The organism is Rhizobium sp. UFLA01-1127, assembly GCF_059803845.1.
Map to the genome: position 1 here is coordinate 1 of NZ_JAUQTZ010000079.1, position 21,658 is coordinate 21,658.

The 21,658-nt window shown below is 61.0% G+C and carries 21 protein-coding genes, 1 tRNA gene and 1 pseudogene; 5 read left to right on the forward strand and 18 right to left on the reverse strand.

Annotated elements, in window-relative coordinates; all coding sequences use genetic code 11:
- Window positions 1-138: 138 nt before the first annotated feature.
- From Q4Q11_RS19420 to bfr, 3 genes are all read left to right on the forward strand, one after another.
- Entirely contained in the window at window positions 139-3,531 is a 3,393-nt protein-coding gene (locus tag Q4Q11_RS19420; protein ID WP_498570543.1) for an error-prone DNA polymerase, read from the forward strand.
- Window positions 3,532-3,668: 137 nt separating this feature from the next.
- A complete protein-coding gene (locus Q4Q11_RS19425) occupies window positions 3,669-3,980 on the forward strand; it encodes a (2Fe-2S)-binding protein (RefSeq protein WP_112505058.1) in 312 nt (103 codons plus the stop codon).
- On the forward strand, window positions 3,946-4,431 hold the full coding sequence (gene bfr / locus Q4Q11_RS19430) for a bacterioferritin (protein WP_149637944.1): 486 nt from the start codon (window positions 3,946-3,948) through the stop codon (window positions 4,429-4,431). Before Q4Q11_RS19425 ends, bfr begins: the two co-directional genes overlap by 35 nt.
- A gap of 43 nt (window positions 4,432-4,474) precedes the next feature.
- Here the strand turns inward: bfr and Q4Q11_RS19435 are convergent, their stop codons facing one another.
- The 7 genes and pseudogenes from Q4Q11_RS19435 to Q4Q11_RS19465 form a co-directional block, all read right to left on the reverse strand.
- Window positions 4,475-5,005 carry an RNA pyrophosphohydrolase gene (locus tag Q4Q11_RS19435; RefSeq protein ID WP_112505053.1) on the reverse strand — a complete coding sequence of 177 codons (531 nt, stop codon included), beginning with the start codon at window positions 5,003-5,005 and terminating at the stop codon, window positions 4,475-4,477.
- A gap of 37 nt (window positions 5,006-5,042) precedes the next feature.
- Window positions 5,043-6,227: a divergent polysaccharide deacetylase family protein gene (locus Q4Q11_RS19440; RefSeq protein ID WP_113213393.1), complete on the reverse strand. Its 1,185-nt coding sequence runs from the start codon at window positions 6,225-6,227 to the stop codon at window positions 5,043-5,045.
- Between the two features lie 330 nt (window positions 6,228-6,557).
- Window positions 6,558-7,886 (reverse strand): S41 family peptidase, encoded by a 1,329-nt coding sequence (locus tag Q4Q11_RS19445; protein ID WP_112505047.1) that lies wholly within the window; start codon window positions 7,884-7,886, stop codon window positions 6,558-6,560.
- Entirely contained in the window at window positions 7,876-9,330 is a 1,455-nt protein-coding gene (locus Q4Q11_RS19450; protein ID WP_498570544.1) for a murein hydrolase activator EnvC family protein, read from the reverse strand. Before Q4Q11_RS19450 ends, Q4Q11_RS19445 begins: the two co-directional genes overlap by 11 nt.
- A gap of 272 nt (window positions 9,331-9,602) precedes the next feature.
- On the reverse strand, window positions 9,603-10,085 hold the full coding sequence (gene rlmH, locus Q4Q11_RS19455; protein WP_113213394.1) for a 23S rRNA (pseudouridine(1915)-N(3))-methyltransferase RlmH: 483 nt from the start codon (window positions 10,083-10,085) through the stop codon (window positions 9,603-9,605).
- A 117-nt stretch (window positions 10,086-10,202) separates the two neighbouring features.
- Window positions 10,203-10,645, reverse strand: a pseudogene (gene rsfS, locus Q4Q11_RS19460) (ribosome silencing factor).
- Between the two features lie 164 nt (window positions 10,646-10,809).
- Window positions 10,810-11,109 (reverse strand): DUF1330 domain-containing protein, encoded by a 300-nt coding sequence (locus tag Q4Q11_RS19465; RefSeq protein ID WP_498570545.1) that lies wholly within the window; start codon window positions 11,107-11,109, stop codon window positions 10,810-10,812.
- A gap of 177 nt (window positions 11,110-11,286) precedes the next feature.
- Between Q4Q11_RS19465 and Q4Q11_RS19470 the strand changes: the two genes are divergently transcribed.
- A complete protein-coding gene (locus tag Q4Q11_RS19470) occupies window positions 11,287-11,673 on the forward strand; it encodes a winged helix-turn-helix domain-containing protein (protein WP_112505040.1) in 387 nt (128 codons plus the stop codon).
- Here the strand turns inward: Q4Q11_RS19470 and modC are convergent, their stop codons facing one another.
- The 11 genes from modC to rplU all read right to left on the reverse strand — a co-directional run bounded on the left by modC (window position 11,674) and on the right by rplU (window position 21,262).
- Window positions 11,674-12,747: a molybdenum ABC transporter ATP-binding protein gene (gene modC, locus Q4Q11_RS19475; protein WP_113223129.1), complete on the reverse strand. Its 1,074-nt coding sequence runs from the start codon at window positions 12,745-12,747 to the stop codon at window positions 11,674-11,676.
- Window positions 12,744-13,445 carry a molybdate ABC transporter permease subunit gene (gene modB, locus Q4Q11_RS19480; RefSeq protein WP_113223128.1) on the reverse strand — a complete coding sequence of 234 codons (702 nt, stop codon included), beginning with the start codon at window positions 13,443-13,445 and terminating at the stop codon, window positions 12,744-12,746. The genes modC and modB overlap by 4 nt, the downstream gene beginning before the upstream one ends.
- Window positions 13,446-13,500: 55 nt before the next feature.
- A complete protein-coding gene (gene modA / locus Q4Q11_RS19485; RefSeq protein ID WP_113213396.1) occupies window positions 13,501-14,298 on the reverse strand; it encodes a molybdate ABC transporter substrate-binding protein in 798 nt (265 codons plus the stop codon).
- A gap of 558 nt (window positions 14,299-14,856) precedes the next feature.
- Window positions 14,857-15,438 (reverse strand): nicotinate-nucleotide adenylyltransferase, encoded by a 582-nt coding sequence (locus Q4Q11_RS19490; RefSeq protein ID WP_498570551.1) that lies wholly within the window; start codon window positions 15,436-15,438, stop codon window positions 14,857-14,859.
- Window positions 15,439-15,475: 37 nt separating this feature from the next.
- Window positions 15,476-16,759, reverse strand: coding sequence for a glutamate-5-semialdehyde dehydrogenase (locus Q4Q11_RS19495; protein ID WP_113213425.1), 1,284 nt, complete (start codon window positions 16,757-16,759; stop codon window positions 15,476-15,478).
- Window positions 16,752-17,921 (reverse strand): glutamate 5-kinase, encoded by a 1,170-nt coding sequence (gene proB, locus Q4Q11_RS19500; RefSeq protein WP_113223127.1) that lies wholly within the window; start codon window positions 17,919-17,921, stop codon window positions 16,752-16,754. Before proB ends, Q4Q11_RS19495 begins: the two co-directional genes overlap by 8 nt.
- Window positions 17,918-19,024 carry a GTPase ObgE gene (gene obgE, locus Q4Q11_RS19505; protein ID WP_113223126.1) on the reverse strand — a complete coding sequence of 369 codons (1,107 nt, stop codon included), beginning with the start codon at window positions 19,022-19,024 and terminating at the stop codon, window positions 17,918-17,920. The genes proB and obgE overlap by 4 nt, the downstream gene beginning before the upstream one ends.
- Window positions 19,025-19,293: 269 nt before the next feature.
- Window positions 19,294-19,881: a GNAT family N-acetyltransferase gene (locus tag Q4Q11_RS19510; RefSeq protein WP_113213399.1), complete on the reverse strand. Its 588-nt coding sequence runs from the start codon at window positions 19,879-19,881 to the stop codon at window positions 19,294-19,296.
- Window positions 19,878-20,513 carry a GNAT family N-acetyltransferase gene (locus Q4Q11_RS19515; protein ID WP_113213400.1) on the reverse strand — a complete coding sequence of 212 codons (636 nt, stop codon included), beginning with the start codon at window positions 20,511-20,513 and terminating at the stop codon, window positions 19,878-19,880. The genes Q4Q11_RS19510 and Q4Q11_RS19515 overlap by 4 nt, the downstream gene beginning before the upstream one ends.
- A gap of 129 nt (window positions 20,514-20,642) precedes the next feature.
- Complete coding sequence (gene rpmA / locus Q4Q11_RS19520) at window positions 20,643-20,912, reverse strand: 50S ribosomal protein L27 (protein WP_004127267.1); 270 nt, start codon at window positions 20,910-20,912, stop codon at window positions 20,643-20,645.
- 32 nt (window positions 20,913-20,944) lie between these two features.
- Window positions 20,945-21,262, reverse strand: a complete 318-nt coding sequence (rplU, locus tag Q4Q11_RS19525) for a 50S ribosomal protein L21 (protein ID WP_004127263.1) — start codon at window positions 21,260-21,262, stop codon at window positions 20,945-20,947.
- A gap of 306 nt (window positions 21,263-21,568) precedes the next feature.
- Here rplU and Q4Q11_RS19530 point away from each other — a divergent pair.
- A tRNA-Ser gene (locus Q4Q11_RS19530) sits at window positions 21,569-21,658 on the forward strand.

A 21,658-nucleotide genomic window follows, 5' to 3' on the forward strand; every position in this document is an offset into this window, starting at 1 on the left:
GGTCGAGGAAAAGGAAGAGCCTGCCCGCGATTATTTCCAGGTCGAGGATGAGGAGGGGCATCGTTTCTGGCTGTTCCGCAAGGGGCTCTATGGCCGAAGCGGTACGACGCCGGATTGGTACATGCACGGGGTCTTCGCATGAACGCGCACCCGAGCTTTCATGAACCCGTGCCTTTCTTCGAGATCGGAGCAAAGACGAACTTCTCTTTTCTCGAAGGCGCGTCGCATCCGGAGGAGATGGTACTGGCTGCGAAGATTGCCGGCCTTGCCGGCCTCGGTATCGCCGATCGTAATAGCGTTGCCGGCGTCGTGAAGGCACATGTCATTGCCAAGCAGCACGGCTATCGCTTCCAGCCCGGCGCTCGCCTGGTCTTTTCGGACGATACGCCCGATATTCTTGCCTATCCGCAGAACCGCAAGGGCTGGGCGCATCTCTGCCGGCTGTTGAGCGCCGGCAATCTGCGTGGCGAAAAGGGTGTCTGCATTCTTAACGAAAGCGACCTCATGGAATGGGGGGACGAGATGATGCTGGCGCTCGTTCCCGATGCCGAAAGCGTCGAGGCGCCGGAGCAGCAGGCAAAGCTGGAGCAATGCCTGGCGAAACTATGGATGCGCTTCGGCCGGAAACTCCATATGCTCCTGTCACCGGCCTATGACGGGCGGGATCGGCTGGTCTTTGCCACGCTTTCCATCATCGCACAGCGCAATGGCGTGCGGCTGATCGCCAGCAACCAGCCGCTCTATCACGCGACCGAACGCAAGCCGCTCGCCGATATCGTCGTTTCGATCCGCGAGCATGTGCCGATCGCGGAAGCCGGCTTCAGGCTGGCAGCCAATGCCGAACGCTATCTGAAGGGTGCCGCCGAGATGGCCCGCCTGTTCAAAGAGTATCCGAAGGCCGTTGCCAATACGCAGAAGTTTTTTAGCCGGCTTTCTTTTTCACTGGATGAGCTGAAGCATAATTACCCCGACGAAAGCACCGAGGGTGAGACCGTTTCGGAAACGCTGGAGCGGCTGACATGGGAGGGGGCGAGATGGCGCTATCCCGAAAAGATTCCCGAAAAGGTCTCAATGCAGATCAAGCATGAGCTCGTGCTCATCCGCGAGCGGCAGTATGAGCCCTACTTCCTGACGGTGCATCGGATCATGGAGTTTGCCCGCAGCGAAAATATCCTGTGCCAGGGACGCGGGTCGGCCGCCAATTCCCTGGTTTGCTATTGTCTCAGGATTACGGAAGTCAATCCAGAAATCACGACGCTTCTGTTCGAGCGTTTCATCTCGACGGAACGCGAGGAGCCGCCTGACATCGATGTCGATTTCGAGCATGAGAAGCGCGAAGAGGTCATCCAGTTCATCTACAGGCATTACGACAAGGAGCATGCCGGGCTGACGGCGGCGGTCACCAGCTATCGGGCGCGCTCGGCCGGGCGCGAAGTGGCCAAGGCCTTCGGTTTGTCGGAGGATGTGCAGTCCGCCCTTGCGAGCGGCGTCTGGGGCTGGTCGACGGAGGAACTGTCCGAGCGTGAGGCGAAGATTGCCGGCCTCGATCTCAAGGACAAGACGACGCGGAACGTTCTTTCCCATGCCTCGACCCTGATGGGATTTCCGCGGCATCTGACCCAGCATGTCGGCGGTTTCGTCATCACCCGGGATCGGCTGGACGAGGTCGTGCCGATCATGCACACGGCGATGGACGATCGCTACATGATCGAGTGGAACAAGGACGATCTCGACAATCTCAACATATTGAAGATCGACGTGCTCGCACTCGGCATGCTGACCTGTCTCGCCAAGGCTTTCGATCTGCTGTTGCTGCACTACGACGTGAAGAAGCAGCTTTCCGATCTTGGTTACGCCAACTACCCCGATGGCATACCGGTCTATGACATGATCTGCCGCGCCGACACGATCGGCGTCTTCCAGATCGAAAGCCGGGCGCAGATGAGCATGCTGCCGCGTCTTCGGCCCCGCAAATTCTATGATCTGGTCATCGAGGTGGCGATCGTCCGACCCGGCCCGATCCAGGGCAATATGGTGCATCCCTATCTCAAGCGGCGGGAGGCCGAGCGGGCAGGAAAGGAGCTCGACTATCCGAGCGACGAGCTGAAGGAGGTCCTGAAGCGAACGCTGGGCGTTCCCCTGTTTCAGGAGCAGGCCATGCAAATCGCCATTACGGCAGCGGGGTTTACGCCGGCGGAGGCTGACAAGCTTCGCCGGGCGATGGCAACCTTCAAGCGAACCGGGACCATCCATACTTTCGAGAAGAAGATGATCGATGGCATGGTCGCTCGTAACTATGACCGTGAATTTGCCAAGAATTGCTTCGAGCAGATCAAGGGCTTCGGCGAATATGGTTTCCCTGAAAGCCATGCGGCGTCCTTTGCCCTGCTCGTCTATGCCTCTTCCTGGCTCAAAGCCTATTATCCCGATGTCTTCTGCGCGGCGATCCTCAATTCGCAGCCCATGGGTTTCTATGCGCCGGCGCAGCTGGTGCGCGATGCGCGCGAACATGGCGTCGAGGTGCGGCCGGTGGATGTCAACCGTTCGAGCTGGGATTGCCTGCTGGAGAAGATGTGTTTCGATCGGAACGCGGTCGAGCCGCGCCACGCGTCGATGCGCGGGATCATCAGGACGCAATGCGCCGTCCGCCTCGGCTTCCGGCAGGTCAAAGGTCTGTCCGAGGAGGAGCTGAAGCAGCTTGTCGAGCGCCGCGGCGATGGCTACAGATCCGTTCGTGACCTCTGGCTGCGCTCCGGGCTTGCCAAGGCGCAGATAGAGCGCCTGGCGGATGCGGACGCTTTCGGCTCCATCGGCCTCAGCCGTCGTGAGGCGCTTTGGGCGGTGCGGGCGCTCGATGCCGGCAGTGCTGCCGAAAAACTCCCTCTCTTCGACCTCGGCAACGATCATACGGAGCTGCAGGTCGAGCCGGCGGTTTTGCTGCCGGAAATGCTGCCTGGCGAGCAGGTCATCGAGGATTATCGCTATCTGTCGCTATCGCTGAAGGCACATCCGGTTTCTTTCCTGCGTGCCGATTTTGCCCGCATGGGCATCGTGCGGAGCCGGGATCTGCCCGGGATCGCCAGCGGCCGGATGGTGACAATCGCAGGCCTGGTGCTGGTGCGCCAGCGTCCAGGTTCGGCCAAGGGGGTGATCTTCATGACACTGGAGGACGAAACCGGCGTGGCCAATGCGATCGTCTGGCGGAAAAAATTCGAGAAATACCGCGCCATTGTCATGGGTGCGCGGCTGGTGAAGATCCGCGGCCGGCTGCAGAGCGAAAGCGGTGTCATCCATGTGGTGGTCGACCATATCGAGGACATGACCCCGGCGCTCGGTATCCTGCAGCGGGAAGCAAGGCGTTTCGGTATCACCGACCGGGCCGATGAGACGCTGCGGCCGACCATGGATCACAGGCAGAAGCGGAAGTCCGTCTTTCTGGCGCCCTCTTCCGGCGCGGAGGCACCGGCGGAAGGCCGCAGCCATGGCGCCGAAACGGCGAAAGTCATGCCTCGGGGCCGCAATTTCCATTAGATTACTGAGGTCGTGCCGGCAAAAGCTTCGGAGCTCGGCCGGCTGACGAGATTCGAATCGTTTCTTTCTTGACAAAGGGCGTCTTCTTTAGCAGATAACAGGACAGCAGATGTCATGTTTGACGGGCTGAGCGACGAATGCTGGTTTGTAGCTGTAATTACATCACCGACAAGGAAATCCGGGAGGTCATCACCGAACTCCTCGATCAGGACTGCTGGCAGCTCATCGTTCCCGCCAAGGTTTATCACGCCATGTCGAAGCGCGGGCGCTGCTGCGGCTGTTTCCCGAACGTGGTTGATCTAATTATCAAGACAACCGAGGATTATCATGCCCGTCGTCACTCGACGGAAACTGAAATATTTGATTTCATGTCCCGCCTGAAAAAATTCCATGAAGACAACAGGAGAGCGGACATTGAAAGGCGACAAAAAAGTCATCGAGCGGCTTAACGAAGCGCTGTTTCTCGAGCTTGGCGCAGTTAATCAATATTGGGTTCACTATCGTCTCCTCGAAGACTGGGGCTACACCAAGCTTGCCAAGAAGGAGCGTGCGGAATCCATCGAAGAGATGCAGCATGCCGATCGCCTCGTAGCCCGTATCATCTTCCTTGAAGGACACCCGAATCTGCAGACGCTCGCACCTCTGCGCATCGGTCAGAACGTCAAGGAAGTGCTGGAAGCCGATCTTGCCGGCGAATACGACGCCCGCACGGCCTACAAGAAGTCGCGCGACATCTGCCACGACGCCGGCGACTATGTTTCCATGAAGCTGTTCGAGGAGCTGCTGGCAGACGAGGAAGGCCATATCGACTTCCTCGAAACCCAGCTCGACCTGCTTGGAAAGATCGGCGAGGCCAAGTACGGCCAGCTCAATGCTGATTCCGCCGATTCCGCAGAATAACCAGCGACTTACGACCGGCCGCAAAGCGGCCGGTTTTCTTCATTCAGTCTTCGGCCATCAGGCCGGCCAGGTGGCTGAATTCTGAAACGACCTGATCGTAGACCGAGCGTTTGAACGGAACGATCAAGCCAGGAAGCGCCGCCATGGGCTTCCATTCCCATGCGTCGAATTCCGGCTCGTGGCCCCCAGGCGGCGGATTGATGGCGATCTCGCTCTCGTCGCCGTCAAAGCGGAAGGCGAACCAGCGCTGGGTCTGGCCGCGATATTTCCCTCTCAAGCCGATGCCGATCAGCTGCGGCGGCAGATCGTAGTTGATCCAATCCTTCGCTTCCGCCAGCAGTGTCACGGTTTTCATGCCCGTTTCTTCATAAAGCTCGCGATAGGCGGCTTTCAGCGGATCCTCGCTCTCGTCTATGCCGCCCTGGGGCATCTGCCAGAGCTGCGGCGAGCCATCATATTCGGAATTGCCATCCGGAATGCGGCGGCCGGCCCACACCAGGCCCTCCCTGTTCAAAATCATGATGCCGACACAGGGACGGTAGGGCAGGTCTTCGGCTCTCAGGGGCGCATTCATTTCTCTCTCCAGGGATCAGGCCCAGGCAGGCCAGGAATCAGGGACGTTTCGGGTCGTCGGCAAGCGCCGAGACGGCGACGATTTCGATGCCGCGCATGGCGGCTTCCTCGCTCCATTTGCTGATGGCATCGACGCTCTCGTCGAAAGCGGAGGCAACGCCGATCGCCGAACCGTTGCGGCGGGCAATGCGCTCCAGCTCATCGAGCTTTCTGAGGATCGCATCCTGCTGCAGCTCGCCGTCAAGCTGTACGTCGGCGAAGGCATGCGGCACTTCCAGCGTCTTGGCCAGGGTTCCGGACTTAGATTGCGCCGAAGAGCCGTCGTCCAGGAACAGCAGGCCTCGCTTGCCGATGTCGCGCAGCACCGGTTCCATAGCGCCGGGATTGGCAAGGAACCGACCGCCGAGATAGTTCATCACGCCGGTATAATTGGTGATCTTGCCCATCGCCTTGTGCAGGTTCTCGATGTTCTTTGCCGATGACAGCGACGTCAGCAGCGTATCCGGGCCTGGATTGTTGCTGGGATAGTCGAACGGCTCGAGCGGCACCTGGATGAGGATTTCATGGCCACCGCGCCTTGCCTCCTGCATCCAGCGCTGCAGGCTATTGCCGCTGACGGCAAAGGCGAGCGTGATCTCCTCCGGCAGTTTCTCGATGGCGCGCTGTGTGCCGGTCTGGCTGAGGCCGAGGCCGCTGACGACGATGGCGACGCGTGTGCCGCGGGCGCCGGACCATGGTCTGGCATATTGGTCCATCGGCCTCAAGCCGCTCGGCCCCGTAATCGGCAGTTTGCCGAAAGGGGAATCCTCCAGCAGGCTGTCGTTCGGCGTCGCTGCCATCCGCGGGTCCTGCCCTATCTGACTGGCATTGATCAACACGGGGCCGCTGCCGTCGCGGTTGGTGGGGCTGAACATGGTGACGACTGAACCGTCGCCGGTGACGACGCGCGTGGTACTCGCGCCGGACTGCGGATCGACCTGTGTCAGGCTGGTCTGGCTGCTTGGCGCCGGCTTTGCTTCGGCTGGAGGCGCAGGGTCTTCTTTCTTTGCCGTCTCGATCGGCTGGGTCTTTTGCAGCTGATCGCGCAGAAGCGCCGAATAGAGGGAAAAGCCTGCGATCGCGATCAGACAAAACCCGCCGAGGATACGCCCAAAGGGGATAGCGCGCCGCGGGCGGGCGAGGCCGCGCTTCTGTCCCAAAGGTGCATGTAAATCCGTTCCCAAAATTCCTGTCCACCCTAAGCGGAAAACTGTTTCGGCCGCGAACATAGCTCTCGCAGCGAAGCGGAAAAATGTCCGCAGCACCTAGAGCCGGATGATTTTAGGTCTATTCGACCTAAAATCTGAATTCGCTCTAGAATCAAAGAAGTAGAGCATGATGTCGTCCGAAAACCGATCACACTTTTCGGCATCATGCTCTCAACTGCCAAAGCATCAACAAAACTGTTTTTGAACAAGGCCGAATTCATTCGGCTGAAGCGAGCGGAACGATGCGCGCTGTTCCGCTCCCCCTTATGGAGGCGCCGGGTCTGTTTCCAGCCCGGCGCCATCTCATTACTTGGAAGAAACTGCCTTTTCGGGGTTCGGCGGGAAGGACGGATCCGTCTTTGCGCCGCGCAGCAGGTCGAGCGCGTAGTTGAGCTGGATATCGTCCTTCGGATCCGGCGGCACGTAAGCCGAGGAGCCGGAGCCCTTGTCGGTTTCGCTCTGGCCCTTGATGTGCCCCGGCAGGCTCGATTCACCCTCCGACGTCAGCTTGCCCTTCAGATCGTCCGGCAGCGGTTGGTCGACCTTGATGTCAGGCGTGATGCCGGTGCCCTGGATCGAGCGGCCCGACGGCGTGTAGTAGAGTGCCGTCGTCAGGCGAAGCGCGCCGTTGCCGTCGCCGAGCGGGATGATCGTCTGGACGGAGCCCTTGCCGAAGGACTGGGTGCCGAGCACGGTGGCGCGACGCAGATCCTGCAGGGCGCCGGCGACGATTTCCGAAGCCGAAGCCGAGCCGCCGTTGGTGAGCACGATGATCGGCTTTCCGTCGGTCAGATCGCCTGGGGTGGCGTTGAAGCGGCGGGTTTCGTCGGGGTTGCGGCCGCGGGTCGAAACGATCTCGCCACGCTCCAGCACGTCGTCGGCGACATTGATCGCCTGATCGAGCAGACCGCCCGGATTGAGGCGCAGGTCGAGAACATAGCCTTTCAGCTTGTCGGCCGGAATATCCTTCTTGATCTTGGCGATCGCGGCCTCGAGGTCCGGCGTCGTCTTTTCGGTGAAGGAGATGATGCGGATGTAGCCGACATCGCCGCCTTCCTCGCGCGACTTGACGGCCGCGACCGCGATGACATCGCGGATGATGGTGAGCTCGATCGGCTTGTCGGCGCCCTTGCGCAGCAAGGTGAGCTTGATCGGCGTCTTGACCGGGCCGCGCATCTTCTCGACGGCGTCTTCCAGCTTCAGGCCGCGAACGGATTGGCCGTCGATGGCGGTGATATAGTCGCCCGCCAGCACGCCGGCCTTGGCGGCGGGGGTGTCGTCGATCGGGGTGATGACCTTGACGAGGTCGTTGTCCATCGTCACTTCGATGCCGAGACCGCCGAATTCACCCTTTGTCTGGGTGCGCATGTCTTCGGCATCCTTGGCATTCATGTAGCTTGAATGCGGGTCCAGCGAGGAAAGCATGCCATTGATGGCGGCTTCGATGAGCTTGTCTTCCTGCGGCGGCGTCACATACTGCGCGCGGACGCGCTCAAAGACATCGCCGAAAATCGACAACTCCTTGTAGGTGGAAGTGCCAGCGGCTTCCGCCGGCGCTACCGCCGAGTAGATAACGCCCATCGCGGTCGCACCCATCAATGCGCCGACGAGAACAAGAGAAGCCCTACGTATCATTGCGTGCCTTTCCAGTGTCTTTGGAGGTCCACCAGGGCCGAGAATCGACTGGTTTTCCATCTTTTCGGAATTCAATGTAAAGCGTTGGCCGATCCGTTTCCAGCGCCAATGCGGTCGCGCTCGCGACTCTTTTTTGGCCCATGGTGGCAAGGGGCTCGCCGGCGAAGACGAATCTGCCGGGGCGCGTCTTGATCGCGTCCATTCCCGACAGCACCATGTGATAGCCGTCGCCCGTGTCCAGGATGATCATCTGTCCGTAGCTGCGAAACGCGCCGGCATAGACGACCGTGCCGTCGGCGGGAGCCGTGACGAGCGCATCCGGGCCTGTCGCGATGGTCAGTCCCATTGCGGTGTGGCCGGTTCCGTCGTCGTCGCCGAACTGGCGGAGGGTATCGCCCGCCACGGGCAGCTCCAACTTTTTCTTCAGGTCTGAGAACGGATATGCGGGCGTAATGCGGTTTTTATCGGGCACGCCGTTCTCGGCGAGGGCTTTCGCCTGCTCGCGCTGCTGCTCGGTCATCTGCGCCCGGCGCGCCTCCTCCGCGCGGGCAGCAGCCGCGGCGTCGCGCACCGAGCCGATCTGGCTTTCCAGCGAAGCCACCAGTCCTTCCAGGCTTGTCGCCTGACCTGCCAGTTCCTCGGCGCGCTTGCGCTCCATGTCGAGCTGGGCGGCATTCTCCTTGCTGTGCTTGTCGTTCTCCGCAATCAGCAGATCCATGCGCCGCTCCTCCTCCAGACTGTTGGCCATGGTGGCGGCGAAGCTGGCTTTTTCGGCAGCGGTGTCGGCCTGCAGCTTGCTGAGATCGGTGAGATCGGCGATGAGCTTGTCCGTCTCTTTGCGCATTCCGGGCACGACTGCGCCCAGCAGGATGGCGCTGCGCACCGAGGCAAGCGCATCATCCGGCGTCACCAGGAGCGCCGGCGGCGGATTGCGCCCCATGCGCTCGAGCGCGCCCAAAACCTCGGCCAGCAGCGCGCGGCGCTCATGCAGGGAGGCGCGGATCTTGTCTTCCTTGACCGCGAGGTCCGTCAGCGTCTTCTCGCTCCGCTGGATCTTGCGATCCAGCTCCTTGCGGCGGGCGGCGCTGTCGATCAGCGCCTGGCGCAGGCTGGCCGTGCTCTTGTCGAGCGAGGCGATGCTGTCCTCCAGCTCCTTCGTCTTGTCGGAGGAGAGGCTGATCGTCTTCGACAGCGCCGAAAGCTGTGCCCGTGTTTCATCACGCTTGCGGGCAAGGTCCGCCGCCGGATCGGGTGCCTGTTGCGCAGGCGGCGCTGCCGTCATCACAGGGCGATCGTCGGGCGCCGGCGGTGCAGCGGTGTCCGCTTCCTGCGCGAAGGCTACATCCTTCACGGAGAATGGGGCCGCCATATAAACTCCCGCGCCGAGAGATGCCGCCAAAGCTGGCAGCATGAGACGCGAGAGCATGGGCGGGGCTTTTCTCATCCAGTCGGTTCGGCCTGGTTCCTCAGATCGCGCGAAAATAAGCTGATTTGCCGCGATCAGCTACTGCATAATTCCTTAAATCGGAATCGATTTAAGGGTGGAATTATGCAGCAGATTTAAAGTGCTACAGCGACCTTTGCGCGTCACATGTGACGCGCGGCGCTGTAGGAAGCATCGTCATTTTCAGGGCGGGAATCAAAACACGCCTGTGTGAGCGCTTCGTTAACGCAAAAAGGCCGAAAGCCAAACTGTTTTCGAAGCCGGATAGGCAGTCACGCCCGATGGTAGGGGTGGCCGGAAAGGATGGTCACGGCGCGGTAGAGCTGTTCGGCGATCAGGATGCGCACGAGTTGGTGCGGCCAGGTCAATTTGCCGAGGCATAAGGTCATGTCGGCTTTGTCGTAAAGAGATGGGTCGAGGCCGTCGGCGCCGCCGATGGCGATCGTCAGGTCGCGCTTGCCCTGATCGCGGTATGTCCCGAGCATTGCGGCGAAGGCTTCGCTGTCGAGCGCCTTGCCGCGCTCATCGAGAAGAATAAGGACGCCGCCTTCCGGATGCGCCTTCTGCAGCAGACCCGCCTCTTCGCGCTTGCGGGTTTCGCTATTGGAGGCGCGGCTTTCGGCAACCTCGGTCATGCGCGCCATTTCCAGGCCGATGGCCGGTCCGGCCTTGGCGAAACGGTCGAGATAGCGAGCCGCAAGATCCTTTTCTGGTCCGGCCTTCAGCCGTCCCACCGCAAAAAGACCTATCCGCATTCCCGCTCCCACGCATATCCGCCGTCATGGCGGCACAAAACGAAACTCTTTGCCGGAGGTTCATCTCCGGCGATCAAAAAGCTGCGCACCGGGGCCGGGAAAGAGTTCCTGGCGAGGTTAGTGCAGCGTGCCTTCGTCGAGATCGGGTGCGGCCCACATCTTTTCGATGTTGTAGAACTCGCGGATCTCGGGTCGGAAGACATGAACGATGATGTCGCCGGTGTCGATCAACACCCAGTCGCCGCCATCGAGACCCTCGACGCGGGCATTGCCGAAGCCCTCGTCCTTGAGATCGGTCATGAGATGGTCGGCAATCGCCAGGACATGGCGGTTCGATCGGCCGGAGACGACGACCATGTAGTCTCCAAGCGCGGACTTGCCAGCAATGTCGATGGTGACGATATTTTCGGCCTTGGAATCCTCGAGGCTTGCGAGGACGGCTTGCAGGGCGCGGGCAGCGGCATCGGCGCCACGTTCCGGGCTCTTCGGGATAACGACAGGCGTTCTTCCCTTGGCGTGTACTGTTGTCAGCGCTCTTCCTTCCTTGAATAACAGAACATGCACATCGATGATCTGAGTCGATCACATGACAAAGATAGGCATCAAAGCATTAAGGTTTCAAGACGCTGATGGTCATCTTTAGGCTTTGAAGACAAGGATTTGTGTCGGGATACGGCAATTTCGCACCATATATGGATGGAACGCTGCTGTGACGGCCTCCGCATCAGCCTTCCGGGTTCACTCCGTCGACAAGGATGAGATTGCGGCCGAGGGCCTGATCGCGAACTTCGAGGGCATGTGCATATTCCGGCGAGCGATACCAGGCTCTCGCCTGTTCTAAGTTCGGAAATTCCACGATCACGACCGCTCGCGGCGACCAATCGCCCTCCAGCTTTTCGATCGGGCCGCCGCGGACAAGATAATGCCCGCCATAGTGGGCGATGGAAGCGGCTGCGCGGGTTCGGTATGTCTGGAAGGCTTGCGCATCCCTGGCGGTGACATCGGAAATGATATAGGCCGGCATCGTGTCTCCAATTCCCTTGATGTCCAAGCCCTCGTACGGTCCGTGTTCGGCGCGCGAAGGTGTTTTCAACTTGAAGATCAGATAGGCCGGCTCAGCTGCTTGTCCATTTTGCGTCGGCATGTACAGCCGGTTGGAGGCCGCGTATACATTGTGCAGATATCAAACATTACGGATGCCATGACTGATGCTCCGCAGCCACCCTTGAAGCCCATCCTCCGCATCAGCTTTTCGGGGCAGGACCGGCTCGGGCGCGGCAAGATGGAGCTCCTGGAACATATTCGGGAGACCGGCTCGATTTCGGCTGCCGGCCGCGCTATGGACATGTCCTATCGCCGGGCCTGGCTGCTGATCAGCGAATTGAACCACATGTTCCGCGAGCCGGTGGTGGAATCGCAGCGCGGCGGGCAGAAAGGAGGCGGCGCGGCCCTTACTCCGTTCGGCGAGGAGTTGCTGCGGCGTTTCCGCGGCATGGAAGCGACCCTGCGCGTGGCAATCGCCGACGATCTCGGCTGGCTTGAAGCCAATCGCAACCACCCGGCCAAGGTTTCTCAGGAAAAATCCTGATCAATGTTCGAGCGCTACCGTCTTGATGACCGCGTGGATCGGCAGGCCGATGCGCAAGCCCAGCCGCTCGGCCGAGAATTGCGTAATGCGTGCAAGCACCGTGTCGCCGCCGCAATCGATCCTGATCTCAGCCGTTCCGTCGGCGGCTGTGCCGATCTCTAGCACTTCGCCATCGAGGATATTCAAGGCACTGAGGCCTTCTGGTCGCCTTGTCGCCAGCATGACGTCGCGGGCGGGAATATGGACGCGCACGGTCTTGCCGACCGCGGCGGCCTGGCCGGGCACGACGAGTTTTACCGTCTTCAGGGCGACGACGGTCAGATGATGCCTGCCGTCCATCGATTCGACGCGGCCTTCTAGCAGCACGCCGGCTTCTCGGCGGTCGGCCGCCAGAGGGCCGGAGAGCTGGCTGAAGATATCGACGGCGGCACCGATGGTCTCGACCTTGCCGTCGCGCATGACGACGACGCGATTGGCCAGCCGCGCCACTTCGGCGATCGAGTGGCTGACATAGATAATCGGTATCTTCGTCTCGTCGCGCAGACGCTCGAGATAGGGAAGGATTTCCGCTTTGCGGGCTTCGTCGAGTGCCGCAAGCGGCTCATCCATCAGCAGCAGCCGCGGAGAGGAAAGCAATGCGCGGCCGATCGCAACGCGCTGCTTTTCGCCGCCGGAAAGCTTTGCCGGCCGCCGATCGAGCAGGGCGGCAATTCCGAGAAGATCGACGACGCCGTCAAAGCTTTCGCTGCGCTCGTTTCTTGGGGCGAACCAGCGGCCGTAATTGAGGTTCTGCCGCACGGAGAGGTGCGGAAACAGCCGCGCTTCCTGGAAGACGTAGCCGAAGCGGCGGCGGTGACGTGGCACGAAGATTTGCCCGACGGTATCGGCAAGCACCGTGCCGTCGAGGCTGACTCGGCCGTGATCGGGCCGGATGAGGCCGGCAATGATGCGGACGATCGACGTCTTGCCGGAACCGGAACGGCCGAAAAGGGCCGTCACCCCGCCGTCGGAGGTAAATGCGGCCTCTAGCGAAAAAGTGCCGAGGCGGTGGCGGATATCGATCGAGAGCGTCATTCGAAATCCACCCTCCGGCCGGCGAGATAGGCCAGGAATTCCGAGGCGAGCAGGGCCGCCATGGAAATCACAATGGCGACGATGGTCAGCCGCATGGCGCCGGCATCGCCGCCCGGAATCTGGGTGAAGGTGTAGATGGCCGAAGACAAGGTCTGGGTCTCACCGGGAATATTGGAAACGAAGGTGATCGTGGCGCCGAATTCGCCCATGGCCTTGGCGAAGGAAAGGATCATGCCGGCGATGATGCCGGGCAGGATCAGCGGCAGCGTCACGGTCACGAAGGTCCAGATGGGGCTCGCGCCGAGCGTGCCGGCGGCCTCTTCAAGCTTGCGGTCGACGGCTTCGACCGACAGGCGGATGCTTCTTACCATCAGCGGAAAGCCCATGACGCCGCAGGCAAGTGCCGCCCCCGTCCAGCGGAAGGAGAAAACGAGACCGAGATATTGCTCGAGCAGCGCGCCGATCGGCCCTTTGCGGCCGAAAAGAACGAGCAGGATGAAACCGGTGACGACTGGCGGCAGGATCAGCGGCAGGTGAATGAGACCGTTGAGGATCGACTTTCCCCAGAACCGTCCGCGCGCAAGCAGAAGTGCCGCGCCGATGCCAAAGGGCAGGCTCACCAGCATGGCGACGATCGAAACGCGCAGGCTCAGCTCTATCGCCGTCCATTCGTCGCTGCTCAAACCCAACAAGTCCAAATCCCGCCCTTAAACATCTCAGGCCAGCTTCCTGCCCGATCAGCGGCGACGATGCTCATCGCTTCAGAACGGTGAAGCCCTCGTGCTCGAAGAAAGGAACAGCCTTAGCCGATTTCAGATAGTCGAAATAGGCTTGCACGTCCGGATTCTTGCTGCTGCTGGTGATGGCAACCGGATAGACGATCGGCGGGTGGCTGTCTGCCGGGAAGGTGCCGACGACGGCAACGCCCGGATCGGCCGAGACGTCGGTCTGATAGACGATGCCATAGGGCGCTTCGCCACGCGAAACCAGCGCAAGGGCTGCGCGCACGCTTTCGGCACCGGCGATCTTCTTTTCAACCGACGACCAGACGCCGAGCTTTTCCAGCGCCGTCTTGCCGTATTTGCCTGCCGGGACCGATTCCGGCTGGCCGATCGCCAGGCGACCATCGCCGAGCAGGGCGGCCAGATCCATGCCGTGCTTGATTTCGACGGGCTTCGCCTTGTCCTTGGCCGCAATCAGCACGAGCTTGTTGCCGAGAAGATTGACGCGGCTGTCGTCCTTGATCAGCTTTTTCTGGGCGACGTAATCCATCCAGTTGGTGTCGGCGGAGATGAAGACATCGGCCGGCGCGCCGTTTTCAAGCTGCTTGGCGAGCGGGCCGCTTGCCGCATAGGAAACGGTAACTTCCTTGCCGGTTTCCTTGGCAAAAGCCGCATCGGCATTGTCGAGCGCGTTTTTCATGCTGGCGGCGGCAAAGACGACGATCTTGTCGGCGGCAAAGGCCGGTGCCGGAATGACCGAAAGGCCGAGCCACGCGGCTGATACGGCGGCGGTTGCAAGCTTGATCCATTGGCGTCGGCTGGTAGCCATCCTGTTTTTCCCCAAAGATATCGACATATTTCGACAGATATAACGATGCGAAGAGCTTGGCTAGGGATGTGTTCGTAAAAATACATCGCGAATCGGTCGTGTAACCCCACGAATTCTATGGATTTTCGGTGGCGCAGCGCATACAGGCGGATTTTGGCATTACAAAAATGCATGGCTGGATTCGCCCAGCGGATTAGCGAACGCTCACGAAGCAAGACACAACGTTACGAACCGTGGGTTCTTGAGCCCTTTCGTTCCTGCTACAATAAGACCGGACGGCATTAAACCGCGCCCAATTTGTAAGAGAAACGTTTTTTGGGCAGGAAATTTTCATAGCTATGTCGTCAATGCATTGCTGCATTGCGCAATTTGCCATTTATCAATCGGTAAAATCTGATAAAACATAACAATCGAAACGGCGATCTCCTCCTCCCAATGCCGTTCGATATGGATCAGCAACTTTCCTCCTCCCAGTTGCTGATCAGGTTTAAAAGCCCGACGCATCCTCCTCCCGCGTCGGGCTTTTTATTTTCTGGATTTTCCTGAAAATCGGCAGAATTATTGTGCTGCGCGCAAGGCGGTCGAGCTGAGTGCCGAGCGTCGGCCATGGATGAAGGTCCAGGCCGGGGCGGGTTTCTTCCAGAGCACGCGGGCATCGTCTTCATCGACGCGCGCATAGTGGAAGGTCTTGGCCATCTTGGCCGAGAGGTAGGATAGCGTCGATCCCGGGCGATCTATGACGGCGATCGGGAAAGTGCGGGCAATCTCTTCCCATTTCTGCCAGCGATGGAACGTGTTCAGGCTGTCGGCGCCCATGATCCAGATGAAGTGGACCTGACGGTTGCGCGCTTTCACATGCGCCAGCGTATTGGCGGTATAGCTCATGCCAAGTGTCTGCTCGAAGGCTGTCACCTTGATGCGCGGGTCGTGGAGAAGCTGCTCGCTGAGTGCGATGCGCTCGGCAAGCGGCGCCAGATGATTGCGGCTCTTCAGCGGGTTGCCCGGCGTCACCATCCACCAGAGCTGGTCAAGGCCGAGGCGGCGGATGGCGATCTCGGCGACCAGCGCATGGCCGCGATGCGGCGGATTGAAGGAGCCGCCGAAAAGACCGACCACCATGCCGCGCTCGGCATGGGGCATGCGCAGATAGCGTTGATCGACCTCTTCTTTCAGCACGTCAGGGCCGTATCTGTCCGGTGCCGCGAACGCGATATTTGAAGGAGGTGAGCTGCTCGACGCCAACAGGTCCTCGCGCATGCATCTTGCCGGTGGCGATGCCGATTTCCGCGCCCATGCCGAATTCGCCGCCATCGGCAAATTGCGTCGAGGCATTGTGCAGCAGGATCGCCGAGTCGATCTCGGTGAAGAAGCGTTCGACGACCGCAGGGTCCTCGGCGATTACCGCTTCGGTATGGTTCGACGAATATTTGCCGATATGGGCAATGGCGCCGGAAATGCCGTCGACCAGCGCGACCGAGATGATCGGCGCCAGATACTCCGTCGACCAATCCTCTTCCGTTGCCACCTTCAGGCCGGGCTCAAGCTTGAGCACATCGGCGGAGCCGCGGATTTCGCAGCCTGCCGTGGCCAAGCCGTCGAGCAGCGGCTTCAGATGGGTGGAGGCAACCTTCTTGTCGACCAGCAGCGTTTCGGCGGCACCGCAGATGCCGGTGCGGCGCATCTTGGCGTTGACGACGATGGATTTCGCCATCTCCAGATCGGCCGAGGCATCGATGTAGAGATGGCAGAGGCCCTCGAGATGGGCAAAGACCGGTACGCGCGCCTCGGTCTGGACGCGGGCGACGAGGCTCTTGCCGCCGCGCGGCACGATGACGTCGATATTGCCTTCAAGACCACGCAGCATGGCGCCGACGGCGGCGCGATCGCTGACGGGCACGAGTTGGATCGCATGTTCCGGTAAGCCGGCGGCCTTCAAGCCTTCCACGAGGCAATCATGAATGGCCTGCGAGGAGCGGCGCGAATCGCTGCCGCAGCGCAGGATCACGGCGTTGCCGGCCTTCAGGCATAGCGCGCCGGCATCGGCCGTCACATTCGGGCGGCTTTCGAAGATGACGCCGATAACGCCGAGAGGCGTGCGGACGCGCTCGATCTTCAGGCCGTTCGGGCGATCCCAGGCGGCGATGACTTCACCCACCGGATCGGCGAGGGCCGCGATGGCGCGGATGCCTTCGGCCATCTCGGCGACACGCTTTTCGTTCAGCGTCAGGCGATCGACGAAGGAGGCGAGCATATCCGTGCCCTCGACGTCCTTCAGGTCCTTGGCGTTTTCAGAAAGGATATGATCCTTGCGGGCGAGAATGGCATCCGCCATGGCGTTCAAGGCCTTGTTCTTGCTTTCAGTCGAAGCAAAGGCCAACGGTCGCGACGCAGCCCGGGCCTTGCGGCCGATATCGTTCATGAGGGCGTCGATGTCGGAGCTTTGTGCGACAGTATCAAGCATGAGCTTCATCCTTCTTCGATTTCTCGGCCTTCGTCTTGACGGACGCGGTCATGACGAGGTCGTCGCGGTGCACCATGGCGGCGCGGCCGGCATAGCCGAGGATCGCCGCGATCTCTGCCGATTTGCGGCCGGTGATCTGGCGGGCCTCTTCGGCATCGTAGCCGGCAAGACCGCGGGCGATTTCGCGGCCCGAGGGGCCGATGACGGCGACCGTGTCGCCGCGGCCGAAATGACCGACGACATTGCGCACACCGGCGGGCAGCAGGCTCTTGCCCGCCCCAAGCGCGGTAACGGCACCATCGTCGACATGCAGTTCGCCAGCCGGCTGCAACTGACCGGCAATCCAGGTCTTGCGGGCCGTGACGGGCGTGCCCGATGGTGCGAACCAGGAGGAGCGGGCGCCGCTTTCGATTGATTTCAGCGGCCGGTCGGTCTTGCCCGATGCGATGATCATGGCGCAGCCGGCGCCGGTCGCGATCTTGCCGGCATCGATCTTGGTGCGCATGCCGCCGCGCGACAGTTCCGAGGCGGCGCCGCCGGCCATGGCCTCGATTTCCGGCGTGATCTCGGCGATGGTTTCCAGGAACTTGGCTTGCGGATCGAGATGCGGCGGGGCGGTGTAGAGCCCGTCGATATCCGACAGCAGCACCAGCAGATCGGCGCCGGTCATGGTGGCGACGCGGGCGGCGAGACGGTCGTTGTCGCCATAGCGGATTTCGCTGGTTGCTACCGTATCGTTCTCGTTGATGATCGGCACGGCGCCGATCTTCAGGAGCTGGTTGATGGTGGCGCGGGCATTGAGGTAACGGCGGCGCTCTTCCGTGTCGCCAAGCGTCAGCAGGATCTGGCCGGCGACGATATCGTCATGGGAGAGGCTTTCCGACCAGGCGCGGGCGAGCGAGATCTGGCCAACGGCGGCGGCCGCCTGGCTTTCCTCCAGCTTCAGCGCGCCGGAGGGCAGGTCGAGCACGGAGCGGCCGAGCGCGATCGCGCCCGAGGAGACGACCAGAACATCGATGCCCTTGGCCTTCAGCGCGGCGATATCGGCGCACATGCCGTCGAGCCAGGATTTCTTCAACCCGGTCTTGCGATCGACCAGGAGAGCGGAGCCGATCTTGATGACGATGCGGCGGTAGCGGTCGAGCGGCTTGCGGGCTGTCATCCCCGATCATCCCCGTCTTCACCAAGGTGCTCGTCAGCGCCTTCATCGTCGGCGGCCTGCATGTCGCGGTGCCGCACTTTCGGCGACTTTGCCGGCTTGTCCGCCTCGCCGGCATTGGCTTCGACGATCACGCCGCGCAGTGCGCGCAGCACTTCGGTCATGCCGCGGCCGGTGACAGCGGAAATCTGGAACGGCGTCTTGCCGCAGGCCCGTGCCAGTTCGCGCGTCTTCTTCTTCAGCGTCTCTTCGTCCACCACGTCGATTTGCGAGAGAGCGACGATTTCAGGCTTGTCGGGGATGCTGTTGCCGTAAGCTTCGAGCTCGTGCTTCACGGTCTTGTAGGCCTTACCGACCTTTTCCTCCTGGGCGGAAACCAGATGCAGCAGCACGCGGGTGCGCTCGACATGGCCGAGGAAGCGGTCGCCGATGCCGACACCTTCATGGGCGCCTTCGATCAGGCCGGGAATGTCGGCAAGAATGAACTCCTGCCCATCGATGGTGGCGACGCCGAGATTGGGATGCAGCGTCGTGAACGGATAATTGGCGATCTTCGGCCGGGCGCGGCTAACTGCTGCGAGAAACGTCGATTTTCCGGCATTCGGCAGGCCGACGAGACCGGCATCGGCGATTAGCTTCAGCCGCAGCCAGATGGTCTTTTCTTCGCCCGGCAGGCCGGGATTGGCCCAATCGGGCGCCTGATTGACCGAGGATTTGAAGTAGGCGTTGCCGAAGCCGCCATTGCCACCGGCGGCAAGGCGGAAACGTTGGCCTTCCTGCGTGATGTCGCAGATCAGGGTTTCACCATCTTCTTCGAAGATCTGCGTGCCGACTGGCACCTTCAGCGTCACGTCCTCGCCCTTGGCGCCGGCGCGGTTCTTGCCCATGCCATGCGTGCCGATCGTGGCTTTGAAATGCTGCTGGTAGCGGAAGTCGATCAGCGTGTTGAGGCCGTTGACGGCCTCGACCCAGACATCGCCACCGCGGCCGCCATCGCCGCCGTCGGGACCGCCGAATTCGATGAATTTCTCGCGGCGGAAGGAGACGCTGCCTGCGCCGCCGTCGCCCGAGCGAATATAGACTTTTGCTTCGTCGAGAAATTTCATCTTACGTCCGTCACCCGGTGTCGGCGCATATCCCTTCGGATCGAATGGGATTCACAAAAGCCTATGCGCTCTTTTCAATGTCTGCCGCGCCTCACGCATCCAAAAGACGCATCGGGCGGCTGCTTGCCCGTCATGTCGCCTTCGATATAGGCGCTTCAGGCTTAGGTCAAAGAATATCGTGCGGTTCCAGTGCCATAAAGGGGCGGAACTGCACGATTGGCATGAAGGTCACCGCCGATTTGATCGGCGATGACCTGATTTTTATGGCTTTAGGCCGCTTGCGAGAGCCGCAGCGCACCCGGCTTCAGCATGGTTTCGATATGCGGAACCATGGTGTTGCGGGCAAAGCTGTAGATCTCCGAGCAACCGGTGATCTCGAAGCCGAGCTTCTGCTGCAGCTTCAAGGATGCTGGGTTGTCGGCGAAGGCGCCGGAATGGACGGCGACTTCGGGCATGCGGCGGGCAAAACGCTCGAGCGCAGCCTTGACCGCTCCGGTCATGATGCCTTGCCGCCAGTAGAAGCGGTTCAGCCAGTAACCGAGGTGCCAGAGGCCGTGGCGGAGCTCGATGCCGACGCAGCCGATATGGGCATCATCCCGCTCGGTGATGGCGAGCTGCCAATCGAGCCCGAGGCCGGAGGTGTGCTGGATCAGCCAATCCAGCGCATCCTGCCGGTCATAGGGCGCGGGGACGCGGGCCAGCATGCGGGTGACGGCGAAATCCGAAAGCGATTCCGCAATCATATCGGCGTCGCTGAGCCGGTGCGGGCGCAGCGTCAGTCGGCCGGTCTGGATGACCGGCGTCGGCCCGGGCATCAGGATGCGGGCATCGCGGCGGGTGAGGGCGAGAGCGTTCATCTCATGCCTCCCCAGCTGCGCAGCGAGATCCAGGTCTTGCGATCGAGCCTGTACCATTCGACCGGAACGGTGCTGCCGAGCGCCAGCGAAGCGGCGAGGCCGGATCCCTGGAACTGGAAGCCGCACTTCTGGACGACGCGCCGCGAGGCGACATTCGTTACCCGGCAGCGGGCATCGATCTGGGCGACGTTTTCACGCGTGCGGAAGACCATGTCGATAAGGGCATGGGCCGCTTCCGTGGTGTAGCCCTGGTTCCAATAGGGTTCGCCCAGCCAGTAACCGATCTCGACGGTGTTCGGATCGCCCGTGGGTTCGACCCCGCAGCAGCCGAGAAAGGCGCCGTTGTCGGCTTTGGTAATGGCATAGACGCACTTGCCAATCTCGCCAAGCTTCGTGCGTCGCACGAAATCGGCGGCATCGGCGTTCGTATACGGGTGCGGCATACGCGATACCATTGTGGCGACATTGGCGTTGTTGGCGAGATGGGCAAGGGCGTCGATGTCTTCTTCGTGGGGCGCGCGCAGAACGAGCCTTTCCGACAGTAAGACAGGGCAATCGGTCCTTAACCGCTCCGGCCTCAGCCGTTCTTCGGGAGACCTCGATTGGTCTTCCCTTAACAATTCGCCTTGCATGGTTCAGTCCTCCTTGGTTGAGGGTAAAGAAAAAGGGGAGATGGCGCCCCATCTCCCCTGTTTTCTGGACTGAACCTGATGCGGTCAGCCGGGTCGATGAGACGCCGGCTGTTTTAGAGCGCTACCGGCTTATTCCGCTGCTTCCGCTTTCGGCATTACAGACACGTACACGCGGCCATTGGCCTTCGTACGGTAGTTCACGTTGCCCGCCGTAAGCGCAAAAATCGTGTGATCCTTGCCGAGGCCAACGTTGGAACCCGGGTGCCACTGCGTGCCGCGCTGACGCACGATAATGTTGCCTGCGATGACGGCTTCGCCGCCGAACTTCTTCACGCCAAGGCGCTTGGATTCGGAATCGCGACCGTTGCGCGAGGAACCGCCAGCTTTTTTGTGTGCCATTGGAGTTCTCCTTTAAACCTTGATCCCGTTACTTACTTGGCAGCCACGATGTCCGTGATGCGGACGACCGTGTGATGCTGGCGATGGCCGCGCGAACGCTTCGAGTTCTGACGACGGCGCTTCTTGAAGGCGATGACCTTCTTGCCGCGGTTGTGCTCGACCACTTCGGCCTTGACGGAAGCGCCCTTGACGAAGGGAGCACCAATCGCAGCGTCGGCGCCTTCGCCGATAACGAGGACTTCGGTGAATTCTACGGTGCCGCCGGCGGTGACTTCGAGCTTCTCGATGGTCAGCACGTCGTTGGCTGCCACACGGTACTGCTTACCGCCGGTCTTGATGACTGCGAACATTTTTTATCCTTTCATGTTCGTTCCGGCTCTCTCGCCATAGTGGCGAGCGGCCGTCTTTTTATCAGTCGAAACTTAGCAGGAATTCCAAAGGCCTGAGGCCTTGTAAAAGATCTGCCGGTGAAACCCTGCGCGAAGCAGGGCAGGCAAGGCGCGGACTTATCCACACCTATTGCGTCGCACGGGATATATAAGCGCCCCTGATCTGTCAAGGCAAAAGGATGAAAAGCTTTCACATTCGCCCTTGCCATCCCCCTCGTCTGTCGCTATGAGACAGCCCGCGCCGATTAAGCGCCGACCAGCATAACCGGAGAGGTGGCAGAGTGGTCGAATGCACCGCACTCGAAATGCGGCATGCCTGCAAGGGCATCGTGGGTTCAAATCCCACCCTCTCCGCCA